The sequence below is a fragment of the Catenulispora subtropica genome, assembly GCF_039531675.1.
GTDB lineage: Bacteria > Actinomycetota > Actinomycetes > Streptomycetales > Catenulisporaceae > Catenulispora > Catenulispora subtropica.
The window spans coordinates 13,679-29,525 of the sequence record NZ_BAAAQM010000038.1 but is presented as its reverse complement, the minus strand read 5'-3'; the positions used below and the strand labels follow the sequence as shown (position 1 = coordinate 29,525).

19 protein-coding genes are annotated in these 15,847 nt (G+C 71.8%); 15 read left to right on the top strand and 4 right to left on the bottom strand.

The window, feature by feature from the left end:
• Positions 1 to 48: 48 nt before the first annotated feature.
• Genes ABD466_RS28195 through hypE form a run of 12 tightly spaced genes read left to right on the top strand, consistent with a single transcriptional unit; the run spans position 49 to position 9,008 of the window.
• Positions 49 to 1,836 (top strand): nickel-dependent hydrogenase large subunit, encoded by a 1,788-nt coding sequence (locus ABD466_RS28195; RefSeq protein WP_344660215.1) that lies wholly within the window; start codon positions 49 to 51, stop codon positions 1,834 to 1,836.
• Positions 1,836 to 2,471 (top strand): NifU family protein, encoded by a 636-nt coding sequence (locus ABD466_RS28190; RefSeq protein ID WP_344660214.1) that lies wholly within the window; start codon positions 1,836 to 1,838, stop codon positions 2,469 to 2,471. Before ABD466_RS28195 ends, ABD466_RS28190 begins: the two co-directional genes overlap by 1 nt.
• The gene (locus ABD466_RS28185) at positions 2,468 to 3,106 is read left to right on the top strand and encodes a DUF5947 family protein (protein ID WP_344660213.1); all 639 of its coding nucleotides are present in this window, start codon (positions 2,468 to 2,470) and stop codon (positions 3,104 to 3,106) included. The genes ABD466_RS28190 and ABD466_RS28185 overlap by 4 nt, the downstream gene beginning before the upstream one ends.
• The gene (locus ABD466_RS28180) at positions 3,103 to 3,747 is read left to right on the top strand and encodes a DUF6084 family protein (RefSeq protein ID WP_344660212.1); all 645 of its coding nucleotides are present in this window, start codon (positions 3,103 to 3,105) and stop codon (positions 3,745 to 3,747) included. The genes ABD466_RS28185 and ABD466_RS28180 overlap by 4 nt, the downstream gene beginning before the upstream one ends.
• Entirely contained in the window at positions 3,744 to 5,195 is a 1,452-nt protein-coding gene (locus tag ABD466_RS28175) for a hypothetical protein (protein WP_344660211.1), read from the top strand. The genes ABD466_RS28180 and ABD466_RS28175 overlap by 4 nt, the downstream gene beginning before the upstream one ends.
• Positions 5,192 to 5,686: a hydrogenase maturation protease gene (locus tag ABD466_RS28170; RefSeq protein WP_344660210.1), complete on the top strand. Its 495-nt coding sequence runs from the start codon at positions 5,192 to 5,194 to the stop codon at positions 5,684 to 5,686. The genes ABD466_RS28175 and ABD466_RS28170 overlap by 4 nt, the downstream gene beginning before the upstream one ends.
• A gap of 1 nt (position 5,687) precedes the next feature.
• Positions 5,688 to 5,807, top strand: a complete 120-nt coding sequence (locus tag ABD466_RS44500; RefSeq protein WP_425558761.1) for a DUF6893 family small protein — start codon at positions 5,688 to 5,690, stop codon at positions 5,805 to 5,807.
• A gap of 1 nt (position 5,808) precedes the next feature.
• Positions 5,809 to 6,210 (top strand): hydrogenase maturation nickel metallochaperone HypA/HybF, encoded by a 402-nt coding sequence (locus ABD466_RS28165; protein ID WP_344660209.1) that lies wholly within the window; start codon positions 5,809 to 5,811, stop codon positions 6,208 to 6,210.
• 3 nt (positions 6,211 to 6,213) lie between these two features.
• Positions 6,214 to 6,489: a HypC/HybG/HupF family hydrogenase formation chaperone gene (locus ABD466_RS28160; RefSeq protein ID WP_344660208.1), complete on the top strand. Its 276-nt coding sequence runs from the start codon at positions 6,214 to 6,216 to the stop codon at positions 6,487 to 6,489.
• The gene (locus ABD466_RS28155; RefSeq protein ID WP_344660207.1) at positions 6,486 to 6,746 is read left to right on the top strand and encodes a HypC/HybG/HupF family hydrogenase formation chaperone; all 261 of its coding nucleotides are present in this window, start codon (positions 6,486 to 6,488) and stop codon (positions 6,744 to 6,746) included. Before ABD466_RS28160 ends, ABD466_RS28155 begins: the two co-directional genes overlap by 4 nt.
• A gap of 41 nt (positions 6,747 to 6,787) precedes the next feature.
• Positions 6,788 to 7,912, top strand: coding sequence for a hydrogenase formation protein HypD (gene hypD / locus ABD466_RS28150; protein WP_344660206.1), 1,125 nt, complete (start codon positions 6,788 to 6,790; stop codon positions 7,910 to 7,912).
• A 13-nt stretch (positions 7,913 to 7,925) separates the two neighbouring features.
• On the top strand, positions 7,926 to 9,008 hold the full coding sequence (hypE, locus tag ABD466_RS28145; protein ID WP_344660205.1) for a hydrogenase expression/formation protein HypE: 1,083 nt from the start codon (positions 7,926 to 7,928) through the stop codon (positions 9,006 to 9,008).
• Positions 9,009 to 9,197: 189 nt separating this feature from the next.
• On the opposite strand, the gene ABD466_RS28140 is transcribed toward hypE, so the two are convergent.
• From ABD466_RS28140 to ABD466_RS28130, 3 genes are read right to left on the bottom strand one after another with little or no spacing between them, the layout of a single operon-like run.
• Entirely contained in the window at positions 9,198 to 9,677 is a 480-nt protein-coding gene (locus ABD466_RS28140) for an SAM-dependent methyltransferase (protein WP_344660204.1), read from the bottom strand.
• Positions 9,678 to 9,691: 14 nt separating this feature from the next.
• Positions 9,692 to 9,991 (bottom strand): hypothetical protein, encoded by a 300-nt coding sequence (locus ABD466_RS28135; protein WP_344660203.1) that lies wholly within the window; start codon positions 9,989 to 9,991, stop codon positions 9,692 to 9,694.
• Between the two features lie 59 nt (positions 9,992 to 10,050).
• Positions 10,051 to 10,893: a LysR family transcriptional regulator gene (locus ABD466_RS28130; protein ID WP_344660202.1), complete on the bottom strand. Its 843-nt coding sequence runs from the start codon at positions 10,891 to 10,893 to the stop codon at positions 10,051 to 10,053.
• 72 nt (positions 10,894 to 10,965) lie between these two features.
• On the opposite strand from ABD466_RS28130, the gene ABD466_RS28125 reads away from it, so the two are divergent.
• The gene (locus ABD466_RS28125; protein ID WP_344660201.1) at positions 10,966 to 12,216 is read left to right on the top strand and encodes an MFS transporter; all 1,251 of its coding nucleotides are present in this window, start codon (positions 10,966 to 10,968) and stop codon (positions 12,214 to 12,216) included.
• Positions 12,217 to 12,232: 16 nt separating this feature from the next.
• On the opposite strand, the gene ABD466_RS28120 is transcribed toward ABD466_RS28125, so the two are convergent.
• A complete protein-coding gene (locus ABD466_RS28120; protein ID WP_344660200.1) occupies positions 12,233 to 12,628 on the bottom strand; it encodes a RidA family protein in 396 nt (131 codons plus the stop codon).
• A gap of 72 nt (positions 12,629 to 12,700) precedes the next feature.
• Between ABD466_RS28120 and ABD466_RS28115 the strand changes: the two genes are divergently transcribed.
• Entirely contained in the window at positions 12,701 to 13,588 is an 888-nt protein-coding gene (locus ABD466_RS28115) for a LysR family transcriptional regulator (RefSeq protein ID WP_344660199.1), read from the top strand.
• A 110-nt stretch (positions 13,589 to 13,698) separates the two neighbouring features.
• Entirely contained in the window at positions 13,699 to 15,834 is a 2,136-nt protein-coding gene (locus tag ABD466_RS28110) for a catalase (RefSeq protein ID WP_344660198.1), read from the top strand.
• The last annotated feature ends 13 nt before the right edge of the window (positions 15,835 to 15,847 follow it).

Sequence of the window (15,847 nt, the reverse complement as noted above, 5' to 3'; positions counted from 1 at the left end):
CCAAATCCTCCGGCCTCGACGGACGACGAACGATGTGAGGGAACGCGCATGACCGCCACGACCAGCAGCAAAGGCAAGGCCGCCGCCAAGGACGGCCTGGTGGAGATGGCCTGGGATCCGATCACCCGGATCGTGGGCAGCCTCGGCATCTACACGAAGATCGACTTCAAGAACGCGACCGTGGCCGAGTGCCACAGCACCTCCTCGATCTTCCGCGGCTACAGCCTGTTCATGAAGGGCAAGGACCCCCGGGACGCGCACTTCATCACCAGCCGCATCTGCGGGATCTGCGGCGACAACCACGCCACCTGCTCCTGCTACGCCCAGAACATGGCCTACGGCGTGAAACCGCCGCATCTCGGCGAGTGGATCGTGAACCTCGGCGAGGCCGCCGAGTACATGTTCGACCACAACATCTTCCAGGAGAACCTGGTCGGCGTGGACTACTGCGAGCGGATGGTCAAGGAGACCAACCCCTCGGTGCTGGCCAAGGCCGAGAACACCCCGGCGCCGAACGCCGAGGCCCACGGCTACAAGACCGTCGCGGACATCATGCGGGCCCTGAATCCGTTCAGCGGCGAGTTCTACCGCGAGGCGCTGCAGGTCAGCCGCTCCACGCGGGAGATGTTCTGCCTGATGGAGGGCCGCCACGTCCACCCCTCCACGCTGTACGCGGGCGGGGTCGGCACCGTGGCGACCGTCCAGCTGATGACCGACTACCTGACCCGGCTCATGCGCTACGTCGAGTTCATGAAGAAGGTCGTGCCGATGCACGACGACCTGTTCGACTTCTTCTACGAGGCGCTGCCCGGCTACGAGAACGTCGGCCTGCGCCGGACCCTGCTGGGCTGCTGGGGCTCGTTCCAGGACCCGGAGTACTGCAACTTCTCCTACGCGGACATGACCGACTGGGGCCGGAAGATGTTCGTCACCCCGGGCGTCGTGGTCGACGGCAAGCTCGTCACCAACGACCTGGTGGACATCAACCTCGGCATCCGGATCCTGCTCGGCAGCTCCTACTACGAGGACTGGAACGACCAGGAGACCTTCGTCACCCACGACCCGCTGGGCAACCCGGTCGACCGGCGGCACCCGTGGAACCAGCACACGAACCCGCACCCGGCCAAGCGCGACCTGGAGGACAAGTACAGCTGGGTGATGTCCCCGCGCTGGTTCGACGGCAAGGACCACCTGGCGCTGGACACCGGCGGCGGGCCGCTGGCCCGGCTGTGGTCCACGGCGCTGTCCGGGCTCGTCGACAACGGCTACGTGAAGGCCACCGGCCACAGCGTGCAGATCGAGCTGCCCAAGACCGCGCTCAAGCCGCCCGTGACGTTCGAGTGGAAGATCCCGAAGTGGAGCAACACGCTCGAACGCAACCGGGCCCGGACCTACTTCCAGGCCTACGCGGCCGCGTGCGCGCTGCACTTCGCCGAGAAGGCGCTGGCCGAGATCCGCGCCGGGCGCACCCAGACCTGGGAGAAGTTCGAGGTGCCGGACCAGGCGATCAGCTGCGGCTTCACCGAGGCCGTGCGCGGCGTGCTGTCCCACCACATGGTGATCCGGGACGGGAAGATCGCGAACTACCACCCGTACCCGCCGACGCCGTGGAACGCCAGCCCGCGCGACTCCTTCGGGACGCCCGGGCCGTACGAGGACGCGGTCCAGGACCAGCCGCTGTTCGAGGAGAACAAGGGCGACGCGTTCAAGGGCATCGACGTGATGCGGACCGTGCGGAGCTTCGACCCGTGCCTGCCGTGCGGGGTGCACATGTACCTCGGCGGCGGGAAGACGCTGCAGAAGCTGCACACGCCGACGATGGCGACGCCCGAGTGATGGACGGCACCGACGAGATGGACCGGCTGGTCGAGGTCGGCGAACGGATCGAGCGGGTCCTCGAAGGGGGCGACCCGTCCCGTCCGGTCGCCCGGGACGAGGCGCGCGACCTGGTGCGCCTCGTGACCGACCTCTACGGCGCCGGACTGCAGCGGCTGCTGGCGCTCGTCGACGAGGCCGGGGCGCTGCACGACGCGCTGCTGTCCCGGATCGCCGACGATCCGCTGGTCGGGAGCCTGCTGCTGGTCCACGGGCTGCACCCGGACAGCGTCGAGCGGCGGGTGGCCGTCGCGCTGGAGGAGCTGCGGCCGCAGCTGGAGCGGCACGACGTGACCGTCGAGGCAGAGGTGCGCGACGACGCCGCGGTCCGCTTGCGCGTCGTCGGTGCGAGCGGGTGCGCCTCGACGTCGGAGGCGCTCGTCGACGGCGTCCGGGCGGCGGTCGAGGCCGCCGCGCCGGAGGCCGTGGTCGAGGTCGAGACGGCGCGCGCCGACTCCGGGACCTTCATCCCCCTGGAGTCGCTGATGCCGGGACTGCGGCCCGGCTCCGCCCCCGAGGCGCCCGGCCGGAGCGCCGCGGACGCGTCGTGCTGCACCGGCCCCAAGACACCGACCCGGAACGCGGTGCCGGCATGAACCGTCCGGCGGCCGCCCCACCCCAGCGCGACGCACTCGCCGCGCTGCGCCGGATCCGCACGAACGGTCCCAGGACCCGGCCCCGTTCCGGGTCGCCGGCCGTCGTCGAGCGCTGCGAGCTGTGCGCGGCGGTGGTCCCGGCCGAGCACCGGCACGTCGTCAACCTCGACAGCCGGGCGCTGCTGTGTGCCTGCCGGCCCTGTTCGCTGCTGTTCGAGCACGAGGGCGCGGACCTCGCCTACCGGACCGTGCCCGACCGCCACCTCGCGCTCCCGGCGCTGCCGCGCGAGCTCTGGGACCGCCTCGACGTCCCGGTCGGGCTGGCGTTCGTCTTCCGCAACACGCGGCAGGAGCGGACCGTGCTCTGCTACCCCGGTCCGGCCGGGGCCACCGAGGCCGACCTGCCGACCGACGCCTCCGAGGTCTTCAGCGAGGCCGTGCCGGATGTGGAGGCCGTCCTGGTCCGGGCCCGGGACGGCCGGTTCGACCGCTTCGTCGTGCCGATCGACGCCTGCTACGCGCTGGTGGGGCACCTGCGCAAGCAGTGGCGGGGCTTCGACGGCGGCGCCGAGGTCCACGCGCGCGTGGCGGAGTTCTTCGGCGACGTCGAGCGCAGGGCGGTGCGAAGCGCGTGACCGATCTCGCCTTCACCGTCCTGGACATCAGCCCCGAACCGTATGCCGCCGCTCCCAACCTGTTCGCGCGCCTGCGGATCACCGAGTCCTCCGGCGAGCCCGTGCACGCGATCGCGCTGCGCTGCCAGGTCCGGATCGAGCCTCGGCGCCGCGCCTACACCGCCGAGGAGAAGACCGACCTCGCGGACCTGTTCGGGGTGGCCTCGCGCTGGGGCGAGACCCTGCGGCCGGTGCTGTGGACGCAGACCTCGACGATGGTGCCGGGCTTCACCGGCTCGGCCGACGTCGACCTGCCGCTGCCGTGCACCTACGACTTCGAGGTCGCCGCCGCGAAGTACCTGCAGGCGCTCGGCGGCGGCGAGGTGCCGTTGAGCCTGCTGTTCAGCGGCACGGTGTTCACGCGCGGGCTGACCGGTTTCGGGGTGGAGCAGATCCCGTGGCATCTCGAGGCGGCCCACCGGATGCCGGTCCGGGTCTGGCGGGAGCTGATGGACGCGTACTTCCCGAACAGCGGCTGGATCCGTCTGGACCGCGAGACGCTGCGCCGGCTCGGGCGGTTCCGGTCCGAGCGGGCGATGACCGACTGGGGCCAGGTCTTCGACGCACTACTGCCGGCTGAGGAGCTGGAGGGCTCGCTATGACGCAGGTCGACGCCGCCGCCTCGGGGGAGGAGACGCGCCTGGCGGCCGCCCGGCGTGTGGCCGACGCGGTCCTGTTCGAGGGCTACATCCTCTATCCGTACCGGTCGACCTCCGCGAAGAACCAGATGCGGTGGCAGTTCGGCATGCTCGGGCCGGTCGGCGCCGCGCAGGCCGGCGTCGGCGAGGAGGCGGGGCTGCGCACGACCCTGCTGGTCGCGCCCGGTTCGAACGCCGAGGTGGGCCTGGACCTGACCCTGCGCTTCCTGCACCCGCAGTACCGGGCCGTCGAACGGGCGGCCGGCTCCGCGTTCGAGGCGGTGGACGAGCTGTCGATCGGCGGCGCGCGGTGGGTGCCCTGGCACGAGGGCGTGGTCTGCGAGGTCTCGCTGCCCGCCATCACGTCCGACACCGTGATCCCGATCGAGATCGCCGGCGGCGAGGACGTCGAGCCGCTGCGCGACGGCGAACGGGTCGCGGGGCGCCTGGTGCGCACGCGCGAGCCGCTGCGCGGTCAGGTGCGGGTGTCGTGGCGGCCGCTGGACGCCGCCGGTCCGCTCGTGGCGGTGGACATGGGGGTCGAGAACGTGGGCCGCTGGAACCGGTCCGGGGCGGAGGGCGGCCCGCGCACCGTCGCGCGGGACCTGGCGGCCCGGGTCTCCTTCGCCGGAGCCCACATCGTGGCCCGGGTGCGGGGCGGGCGATTCCTGTCGCTGATGGATCCGCCGTCCTGGGCCGCGGACGCCGCTGCCGCCTCGCACCAGTACCGGTGCTGGCCGGTGTTGCTCGGAGCGCAGGGCGGGCCGGACGATCTGGTGCTCGTCTCGCCGATCATCCTGTCGGACCGCCCCGCCGTCGCCCCGGAGAGCCCCGGCGACTTCTTCGACGCGACGGAGATCGACGAGATGCTCGCGCTGCGCGTGCAGACGCTGACCGACGACGAGAAGGCGCAGGCCCGGGGGACCGATCCGCGGGCCGCCGAGATCATCGAGCGCTGCGACACGATGAGCGACGAGACGATGGCGGGGCTGCACGGTGTGGTGCGCGATCGGGACGGCGGGGCCGTGGCGGCCGACCTGGCCGACGCCGTTCACCTGGCGTGCGCCGTCGACGCCGCCGACCACTCCGACGCGACCTTGCTCGACACCGGCGACACCCCGTGGTGGGACCCGGCCTCGGACGCGTCGGTGGCCCCCGAGAGCGACACGGTCCAGATCGCGGGCGTGGCCGTGGGCAAGGGCAGCGTGGTGCGCCTGCACCCGCTGCGCCGCGCCGACGCCCAGGACATGTTCCTCGCCGACCAGACCGCCACGGTGGCCGCGGTCCTGCACGACGTCGACGGGGCCGTGCACGTGGCCGTCACCCTCGACGCCGACCCCGGCAACGACCTGCACGCCTGGTACGGCCGCTACCACTACTTCGCCCCCGAGGAACTGGAACCCCTGCGATGAGCGCGCGCGTCCTGGTGGCCGGCATCGGCAACGTGTTCCTCGGCGACGACGGCTTCGGCTCCGAGGTGGCCCGGCGGCTGGCCGCCGAGCGGCTGCCCGAGGGCGTGTCCGTGGTCGACTACGGCATCCGCGGCATGCATCTGGCGTTCGACTTGCTCGACGGTTACGAGGTCCTGGTGCTCGTGGACGCGCTGCCGCACGGCGGCGCGCCCGGGGACGTCACGGTCCTGGAGGTCGGCGAGGAGGACCTCGGGTCGGGGGAGTTCGACGCGCACGGGATGAGTCCCGTCGCGGTCCTGGGCAGCCTCGGCTCGCTCGGCGGCCGGCTGCCGCCGCGGACCCTCGTGGTCGGCTGCGAGCCCGGGGACGTCGGGGAGGGGATCGGGCTGACGCCCGAGGTCGCCGCGGCGATCGACACCGCGTTATCGGCCATCCGGGTGCTTATCTCCCGCGACTCGGTAGACCTCACCAGCATCGCGAAAGGTGTGTGACATGAAGGTACTCGGCTTTTTCAGCGCGCTCGCTCTGACCGCCGCCGGCGCGGCCGCCGCTGTGATGGCGGTGCGCTCGCTCCCGGACGTGGCGCGCTATCTGAAGATCAGGAGCATGTGACATGCACGAGATCGGCTACTGCGCCGGGGTCCTGGAGGCCGTCGAGCGCCGCGCCGCCGGACGGCCGGTGGCGCGGATCGGCGTCCTGGTCGGGGCCCTGCACCGGATCTCGCCGGCCGCCTTCGAGCAGTCGTTCCGGCTCGTCGCCGACGGCGGGATCGCGGCCGGTGCGAGCACCGACGTGCGGATCGCGCCGGTGCGCGCCACCTGCGCGCTCTGCCCGGCGGCGTTCGAGACCGCGGAGGCCGCGCCGACGTGCCCGGACTGCCACGGCACCGACGTCGCCATCGAGGGCGGCGACGAACTGGTGCTGCAGTGGGTGGAGTACACCTCGCCGGACGGCGGGGAGGCGGCGCGCGAGGCCGCCGGTCCCGTCCCGGTCTCGGCGCGAGAGGACCACTGACCCGTGTGCCTGGCCATCCCGGGACAGGTCGCGGAGCTGGTGCCGGACAGCGACGACCAGCTGGCCGTGATCGACGTGGTCGGCGTCAAACGGAAGATCAACATCGGCCTGCTGCCGCCCGGCTCCCTGGCCCCCGGCGACTGGGTCCTGATCCACGTCGGCTTCGCCATGTCCAAGGTCGACGAGCGGGAGGCCGCCGAGGCGCTGGCCGTGCTGGAGATGATGGGCCAGGCCTTCGACGAGGAACTGCGGGCGGTCGCGGAATCGGACCCGGTGTGAGCGGCGGGGAGCCCGGGCCCGACGGCGGCTACGGGGCCTGCTCCGCCGACGGCGGGTGCCTGACCTGTGGCGACGTCGCGGTGCCGCTGACCGTGGTCGAGCTCGACGGCGCCGACGCCCGCTGCCGGGACGAGGCCGGGCGGGGGGAGACCGTCGCGATCGAGCTGGTCGGTCCGGTGCGGGTCGGGGACCGGCTGCTGGTGCACGCCGGGGTCGCGCTCGAGGTGCTCGCGCCGCCGCCGGTGACCGAGGCCTGACCCGCTTCCCGATTCTTCGAGCTGACGAGCAGGAGCCCGTGATGCGCTTTGTCGACGAATACCGCGACCCCGATCTGGCCCGGGTGCTGTCGGTGCAGATCGCCGCCCTCGCCGAGCCGGGGCGGCACTACAAGTTCATGGAGGTCTGCGGCGGTCACACCCACGCCATCTACCGCTATGGCGTCCACGACCTGCTGCCGGAGAACATCGAGCTCGTCCACGGCCCGGGCTGCCCGGTGTGCGTGATCCCGATGGGCCGCGTCGACGACGGCATCGCCCTGGCCGAACAGCCGGGCGTGATCCTGACCTGCTTCGGGGACATGATGCGGGTGCCCGGCGGCCGCGGCTCGTTCCTGGAGGCGAACGCGCGCGGCACCGACATCCGCATGGTGTACTCGCCGCTGGACGCGCTGCGCATCGCCCGCGAGAACCCGGACCGGCAGGTGGTGTTCTACGCCATCGGCTTCGAGACCACCGCGCCCTCGACCGCGCTCACCGTGCTGCGCGCGGAGCAGGAGTGCGTCGAGAACTTCTCGGTGATGTGCAGCCACGTCACGATCATCCCGGCGATCAAAGCCATCCTGGAGTCGCCGGACCTGCGCCTGGACGCCTTCATCGGCCCCGGGCACGTGTCGACGGTCATCGGCTGCCGTCCGTACGAGTTCATCGCGCGCGACCACGGCAAACCGGTGGTGTGCGCGGGCTTCGAGCCGCTGGACGTGCTGCAGGCGGTCCACATGATCATGAAGCAGCTCGCCGAGGGCCGCAGCGAGGTCGAGAACCAGTACGGGCGGGTGGTCCGCTGGGACGGCAACGAGCTGGCGCTCCGGGCCCTGAGCCGGGTCTTCGAGCTGCGGCCGTTCTTCGAGTGGCGCGGCCTGGGCTCGATCCCGCAGTCGGCGTTGCGGTTCAGCCCGGCGTACGCGCGCTTCGACGCGGAGCAGCGGTACGCGCTGCCGGGCGTGCGGGTCGCGGATCCGAAGGCGTGTCAGTGCGGCGAGGTGCTCAAGGGAGTGCTGAAGCCGTGGGAGTGCAAGGTGTTCGGCACGGCGTGCACGCCCGAGACGCCGATCGGCACCTGCATGGTGTCGTCCGAGGGCGCCTGCGCCGCCTACTACAACTATGGCCAGTACTCACGGCAGCGCCTCGACCTGCAAGTGCTCTGATAGGGAGTTCCCCATGCCGAAGGTCCTCACCGAGGAAGAGGTCGGTGCCCGCATCGAGGAGATGCGCCGGCGGCCGCAGCGGTTCCGGGACGGCCGGATCACCATGGCGCACGGCGCGGGCGGCAAGGCCAGCCGGGCGTTGGTCGAGGGGCTGGTCGTGCCGCTGCTGGGCGACCGAGCGCCGGCGACCCTGAGCGACGCGGCGGAGCTGACGGTCGACGGCACGCGGCTGGCGTTCACCACCGACTCCTTCGTGGTCCGCCCGCTCAGCTTCCCCGGCGGGACGATCGGCGAACTGGCGGTCAACGGCACCGTCAACGACCTGGCGGTCAGCGGGGCGCGTCCGCTGGCCGTGTCGCTGGCGATGATCCTGGAGGAAGGGCTGCCGGCCGAGGCGCTGGAGGAGCAGGTGCGCGCGATCGGCGCCGCGGCTTCGGCGGCCGGGGTGCCGGTGGCGACCGGGGACACCAAGGTCGTCGAGCGGGGCAAGTGCGACGGGATGTACCTGACGACGACGGGCGTCGGCGTGCTGCGGGCGGACGCCTCGCTGGCCCCCGAGCGCGTCCGGCCGGGGGACAAGGTCCTGGTGTCCGGCACGATCGGCGATCACGGGGTCGCGATCATGCTGGCGCGTGGCGGGCTCGACCTGGAGGCCGAGGTCCGCAGCGACACGCGGAGTCTGTGGCCGGTGGTGCATGCGCTGCTGGACGCGTGCGGACCGGAGGCGCACTGCCTGCGCGATGCGACGCGGGGTGGTGTGGCGACGGTGCTGAACGAGATCGCGGCCGCGGCCGAGGTCGGGGTGCTGGTCGCCGAGGATCGGCTGCCGGTGCGTCCGGAGGTGACCGGGGCTTGCGAGATCCTCGGCATCGATCCGCTTTACGTGGCCAACGAAGGCAAGTTGGTGGCGTTCGTCGCGCCGGAGGTCGCCGATGCGGCGCTGGAGGCGATGCGCGGCGTCGAGGCCGGTGCGGACGCGGCGGTGATCGGCGAGGTGCGGGACGAGCCGCCGGGGCGGGTGCTCGGGCGGACGGCGTTCGGCGGCCATCGGATCATCGACGTGCTGGTCGGGGATCCGTTGCCGCGGATCTGCTGACCAGCGGCGGATCGTCATGAACCCGCCGCGCGAAGCGGCTGACGATCTCGCCGACCAGATGGCCGCGGAGGACGGGAATGGTGGCGGCTGTGCCGCAGCTCCGGCGTCGTGGATGCGCCCGATTCACCTGCTACGGGGGCAGCGCAGGCTGTACCGCCGTCGGCGGTCTCGAGCGGTTCCCGAATCGCCCTATCGGTAATAACCCGCCATCAGCTCACGAGACCAGCGCGGCTGCGTCACCGGATCCACCGGCTCGAACTCCCGCATATACGGCTTGACGTCCAGCACGGGCGTCCCGTCGAGCGCGTCGAGATCCGCGACGTGCAGATCGAGTCCGTCCACCTTCAGCAGCCGGCACCGCGACACGCCCAGCCGGTTCGGCCGGAACGGCCCGTGTCCGGCGAACACGCCGACCGGCGGCCACTCCGGGTTCCCGCGGGCCGGACGGGGCTCGGTGCGGATCTTCGCCGGGTCGACGCGGTCGAACAGGAAGACGACCTCCAGGTGGGAGAAGTCCTCCAGGCCCTGGACGGCGCCGGTGCCGAAGCGGGAGGCGTCGAGGCGGAGGGTCGCCGTGACGCCGTACCAGTCGTCTTCGACCCACTCGTCGCGGCCGCCTATGACGGTGCCGATCGGGTGGACGAGGAACTCGGGTATCTCAGCGGGCATGGGAGAGTCTTACATCAGTCGAGTGCGCGGTATTCCGCCGGGGGCTCGACCAGGTGCGGGAGGCGCGTGACGTAGTCGTGTCCGTGAAGCGTCAGCATGGCCCAGTGCCAGGCTTCGTCGTGGAAGACGAGACCGCGGTAGGGGCCCGGCGGCTCGTAGGCGTAGAACAGCTCGGCCGCCTCGTCGGCCTCTTCCTGCGACTTGCCGCCGTAGGCGCGCATCACCCACGCGTAACGCGAACGCTCGCCCTTCAGGTACGCCAGGTACTCGTCCTCCTCGGCGAACGGCTCGTCGCCTCCCTTGTCCTCTCCCATAAGGATCATGCTAAGGCGTGCCAGTGTCCGTGTCCGTGTCCGTGTCCGCGCCCCGCGTCTCAGATCGCGCGCCGCAGCGCGGCCTCCACGGCGTCGATCAGCGGATCCCCGTCGGTCCGCGGGTGGCGGGTGAGTCCGAACTCGATGTCCGGGAGCTCGGGCAGCAGGTCCTGGTTGTGCGCGATCATCGACGGTTCCAGGTTCGCGGGCATCAGCGCCGCGACGCCGAGCCCGGCGCGGATCGCCCCCAGCACGCCGATCAGGCTGTTGCTCTCGAACGCGACCTGCCACCGCCGCTCAGCGCGCTCCAGCGCCTCCAGCACCCGGGTGCGCCACGTGCACGGATTCGAGAACAGCACCACCGGCAGCGGATCGGCCTTCACGTCCACCCCCTCGCCGACCGCCCACACCAGCGGGCGCCGCACCGTCCAGCGCGGCGGCCCGGGCACGTCCGACACCTCGTCGAGCACGAGCTGCACGCGCCCCGCGTCGTAGGCCTGCCGCGTCGCGGACTGCGAAAGGCAGAGCACTTCCAGCGTGGCGCCGGGGTGCAGCCGCGTGAGGTCGGCGAGGGCCAGCGGGAGCCGGGACGCGGCCAGGTCCTCCAGCAGTCCCACACCGCAGTGGCCGGTGAGCGCGCCTCCGGTCTCGGCGAGCGCCTGGGCCGCCAGCGACAGGATGCGCTCGGCGTACGGCAGCAGTTCCTCGCCCGCGCGGGTCATCACCACGCCGGCCGGAGAGCGGTGCAGCAGTGGACGTCCCACCGTGTGCTCGAGCTTTCGCAGCTGCTGGCTGAGCGCGGGCTGCGTCTGTCCGAGGGCGGTGGCGGCGCGGCTGATGCTGCCCGCGCGGACCGCGGTGACGAACGACCGCAGCAGCACGATCTCCAAGTCCTTGGCCATAAGCAACCATTATGCCGACTCCAACGAACTCGCCACTTCCTATGGCATCGGCGGCGATCTACCGTCGAGCACGTGACTGGATACCGACAGCTGTTCGCGGTTCCCGGAATGGCGTCGCTGCTCGCCGTCTCGCTGCTCGCCCGCATCGCGATCATGGCTGTGGCGATGGCGTTGACGATGTACGTCGTCCTGGGACTGCACATGAGCTATGTGGCTGTGGGCGGCGTCGACGGGGCGCTGACCGCGGGGATGGCTTTGGGCGGGCCGCTGCTCGGCCGCGTGATCGATCGGCGGGGTGCGCGGTTCGTGCTGCTGGTCACCGTGGTGGCGCAGTTCGTGTTCTGGCTGAGCGTGCCGGCGCTGCCTTACGCGGTCTTGCTGGTGGCGGCGTTCCCCGCGGGTTTGTTGATGGTGCCGGTCCCCCTGGTGGCTCGGCAGGCGATCGCCGCGATGACGACGGCGGGACAGCGCCAGGCTGCCTTCGCGCTGGAGTCGGTGCAGGGCGAGCTGTCCTATCTGGTGGGGCCGCCGACGGTGATCCTGTGCGCGACGATCGTGGCGCCCGGCGTGGTGGCCTGGGGTTCGGGGGCGGCGCTGGTGGCGGGTGGTCTGGGTATCGCGCTGCTGGATCCGCCGATGCGGCGTGCGGACGAGGCGGTGCCGGACACAGCGGACCGTCCCCGGCGACGGGAGTGGCTGGGGCGGCCCATGACCGCGGTGCTGCTGATGGCGTTCGGCACCACGCTGCTGCTCGCCGGCACCGACCTGGCCATCGTCGCGAGGCTCCAGGACGCCGGTCAGATGACATGGGCCACCGTGGTGGTGGCGGTGTACGGGACGTCGTCCGTCGTCGGCGGGCTGGTCTACGGCTCGCTGTCCCGGCCGCTGCCCACGTGGCTGCTGCTCGGCTTGCTCGGGGCGGCGACCGTTCCCGCCGGGCTGGCCCCCGGCTGGCCGGGGTTGTGCGTGGCCGGCGTCTGTGCCGGGCTGCTCACCGCGCCGACGCTCTCCACCGCGGCGGACGCGGTCAGCCGGCTGGCGCCGGACGGCGCGCGAGGCGAGGCCACGGGCCTGCAGTCCTCGGCGTTGAGCGCGGGGTTCGCTCTCGGATCCCCGATCATCGGTGCGGTGATCGACGCCTCCGCGCCGGCGGTCGGCTTCGTCGCGGCCGGGCTGGCCGGCCTTGGCGGCGCGCTGGTCGGGTATCTGCTGTCCCGCCGGGTGCCGGTGCCAGTGCCAGTGCCAGTGCCTGTGCCGGCGTCGGGGCGAGCGCGCGTGTCGGCCCTCGAACCCTGCGGGGCGGGAACCCAGCCCGTCGGCTGACCGGCGCAGAGCACTGTCAGCCCGTCGCGGCCCGCCGCCGCGCGTCCACCTCGATCTCGATCCTCATCCGCGGATCCGCCAACCCGCAGACCATCATCGTCGCGGCCGGCCGGACCTCGCCGAAGCACCGGCGCAGCGTCGGCCAGCAGGGCTCGAAGTCCTCCCGGTCGGGAAGCAGATAGCGGACGCGCACCACGTCCGCGAACCCGCTCCCAGCCTCGGCCAGCGCGTCGCCGATGTTCCGCAGACACTGTTCGGCCTGCTCGACGACGTCGTCGGAGATCGTCATCGAGGCGTAGTCGAAACCGGTCGTGCCGGACACGTGGACCCAGTCGCCGTCGACCACCGCTCGTGCGTAGCCGATCTGCTCTTCGAACGTCGACCCGCTGAGGACGTGCATCCTTTCCGCCATGGGGAGAACGCTAGGCAGGCAGCCGCGATATTTCCAATAGCTTGCAGGGCTCAATCTGATATCTCTAGCGATATGGAGCCTTCCGACCTGCCCCTTCCGCAGCTGCGCGCCTTCGTCGTCCTCGCCGAGGAACTCCACTTCGGGGCCGCCGCCGCGCGGCTCGGCATCGCACAGCCGCCGCTGAGCCAGCAGATCCGGAGGCTGGAGGACCGGGTCGGGTATCCGCTGTTCACGCGGGGGCCCCGAGGCGTCGCGCTCACGCCGGCCGGTGAGGCACTCCTTCCGGCCGCGCGCAGCACGCTGACCACGCTGGCCGAGGCCCTCGTGGCCGCCCGGGCCGTCGGCGAGGGCCGGGCCGGGAGCCTGCGGATCGGCTTCGCCGCCTCGCTGGGGCTGACGGTGCTGCCGACCCTGCTGCGCCGTTTCCGTGAACGGTTCCCGGACGTGCGCCTCCAGATCCAGGAGACGACGACGGCGCCGCAGCTGGCCGCGCTCCGGGATCGCAGCCTGGACGTCGGCCTGCTGCGCGAACCCGGCGACGACGACCCGGAGCTCGCGTTCCGGACCGTGCTGACCGAACCGTTCGTCGCGGTGCTCCCGGCCGGCCACCTGTACGCCGGCCGGGAGCGCGTCGCCGTCGCAGACCTCGAAGACTCGCCGTTCGTCCTGCCGCCGCGCCACGTAGGTCCCCGTCTGCACGACCAGATCCTCGGCCTGTGCACCGACGCCGGCTTCACCGCGCGGATCGCGCAACACGCGGTGGAGTGGCAGACCGTGTGCGCGCTCGTGGAAGCGGGCCTCGGCGTGGCCGTCGCCCCGGCGAGCATCGCGCGCATCCGGCTGGAAGGTGTCGTCTTCCGCCCGCTGGACGCGGACCTCCGTACCCGGGTCGCCGTCGGCTGGCACCGTGACCGGCACGGTCCGCTGGTCGATCACCTGCTGGCGGTTCTCGGCACGTGACGTGCTGTGGTCCCGGTAGCCCGAAGGGGCTAACAGATCGGTTTGTCCCCGCCTGTTCCGGGCACGTCTCGGCGGTCACGCCTCGGACGAGCAGCCTAAGGAGCCACCCCATGGGCGTCGGAATTTCCACCGCGGGAAGCGGAGCGGACCGCGACGACCCGAAGGACGCCCAGCTCGCCGCGTTCCGGTCCGGTCCGCCCGAGGACGCCGTCGTCACGACTGACCAGGGTGTCCGTGTCGACGACACCGACAACTCGCTGCGGGCCGGGGAACGGGGGCCGACGCTGCTGGAGGACTTCCAGGGCCGGGAGAAGCTCACCCACTTCGACCACGAGCGCATCCCCGAGCGGGTGGTGCACGCGCGCGGGTCGGCGGCCTACGGCTACTTCGAGTGCTACGCGTCGCTGAGCGACCTCACCTGTGCCGACTTCCTCTCCGAGGCCGGGCTGCGGACGCCGGTCTTCGTGCGGTTCTCGACCGTGCAGGGGCCGCGCGGTTCGGCGGACACGGTGCGGGACGTGCGGGGCTTCGCCACGAAGTTCTACACCCGCGAGGGGAACTACGACCTGGTCGGCAACAACATGCCGGTGTTCTTCATCCAGGACGCGATCAAGTTCCCGGACTTCGTGCACGCGGTGAAGCCGGAGCCGCACAACGAGATGCCCACCGGCGGGACCGCGCACGACACGTTCTGGGACTTCTGCTCCCTGCAGCCCGAGTCGACGCACATGCTGATGTGGGCGATGTCGGACCGCGCGATCCCGCGGAGCTTCCGGATGATGCAGGGCTTCGGCGTGCACACCTTCCGGTTCGTCACGGCCGACGGCCGCGGGACGTTCGTGAAGTTCCACTGGCGGCCCAAGCTCGGGGTCGCGTCCCAGGTGTGGGACGAGGCGCAGCTGACGGCCGGCAAGGACCCGGACTTCCACCGCCGCGACCTGTGGGAGGCGATCGAGGCCGGGAACTTCCCGGAGTGGGAGCTCGGCGTGCAGCTGGTGGCCGAGGAGGACGAGCGGAGCTTCGACTTCGACATCCTCGACGCCACGAAGATCATCCCGGAGGAGCTGGTTCCGGTGCGGCCCATCGGCCGGATGGTGCTGGACCGCAACCCGGAGAACTTCTTCGCCGAGACCGAGCAGGCCGCGTTCCACACGGCGAACATCGTGCCCGGCATCGACTTCTCCAACGACCCGCTGCTCCAGGGCCGCAACTTCTCCTACCTGGACACCCAGCTGATCCGGCTGGGCGGCCCCAACTTCGCGCAGCTGCCGGTGAACCGGCCGGTGGCCGAGGTGCACCACAACCACCGTGACGGCTACGGCCAGCAGGTGATCCACCGGGGAACCAGCTACGCCCCCAACTCCCTGAACGCGAACCAGCCCCACCAGGGCGGGCAGGAGCGGCAGGCCGGCGTCTTCCAGCACTACCAGCAGCGGATCGACGGCGACGTCATCCGCCGGCGCAGCGGAAGCTTCTCCGACCACTACAGCCAGGCCACGCTGTTCTGGAACAGCATGGCCGACTGGGAGCGCCGCCACATCGTCGAGGCGTTCCGTTTCGAACTCGGGAAGGTCGAAACGGCGGAGATCCGCGAGCGCATGGTGGGGAACCTGGCCCGCGTCGACGCCGACCTGGCGGGCCGCGTGGCCGAGGGACTGGGCATGCCGGCCCCGGAGAAGGCGGCCGAACCGCACCACGACCGCACCTCGCCGGCCCTGAGCCAGGACAACCTGCTGCCCGGAGACCCCAGTACCCGCAAGGTGGCGGTGCTGGCCGCCGACGGGGTCGACTCCGCGCGGGTCACCGCTGTCGTCTCGGCCCTGACCGAACGCGGCGTCATCGCCGAAGTCGTCGGGCCGCGAGGCGGGACGCTGCGGGATCAGGACGGCGGGAGCGGCCTGGAGGTGGACACGGCGCTGCCGACGACGGCTTCGGTCCTCTATGACGCGGTGCTGGTGCCAGGCGGCGAGGGGACGGTGCGGGCCCTGGCTGAGAGCCCTGACGCGCGCCGCTTCGTCGAGGAGGCGTACCGCCACGGCAAGCCGATCGGCGTGCTGGACAACGCCGCCGAGCTGCTGTCCGGCATCAGCGGCGCCGACCTCGCCCCCGACGTCGAGGGCAGCGGCGTGCGGTCCCGGCAGGGTCTCGTCGCCGCTGTGAGCGAGGGCGATCTGAGCGGGTTCCGCGACGCGTTCGTCGAAGCGCTGGCCGCGCACCGGTTCCCCGATCGCCTGTCCGCGAGCTGACGCCCTCCGCCGA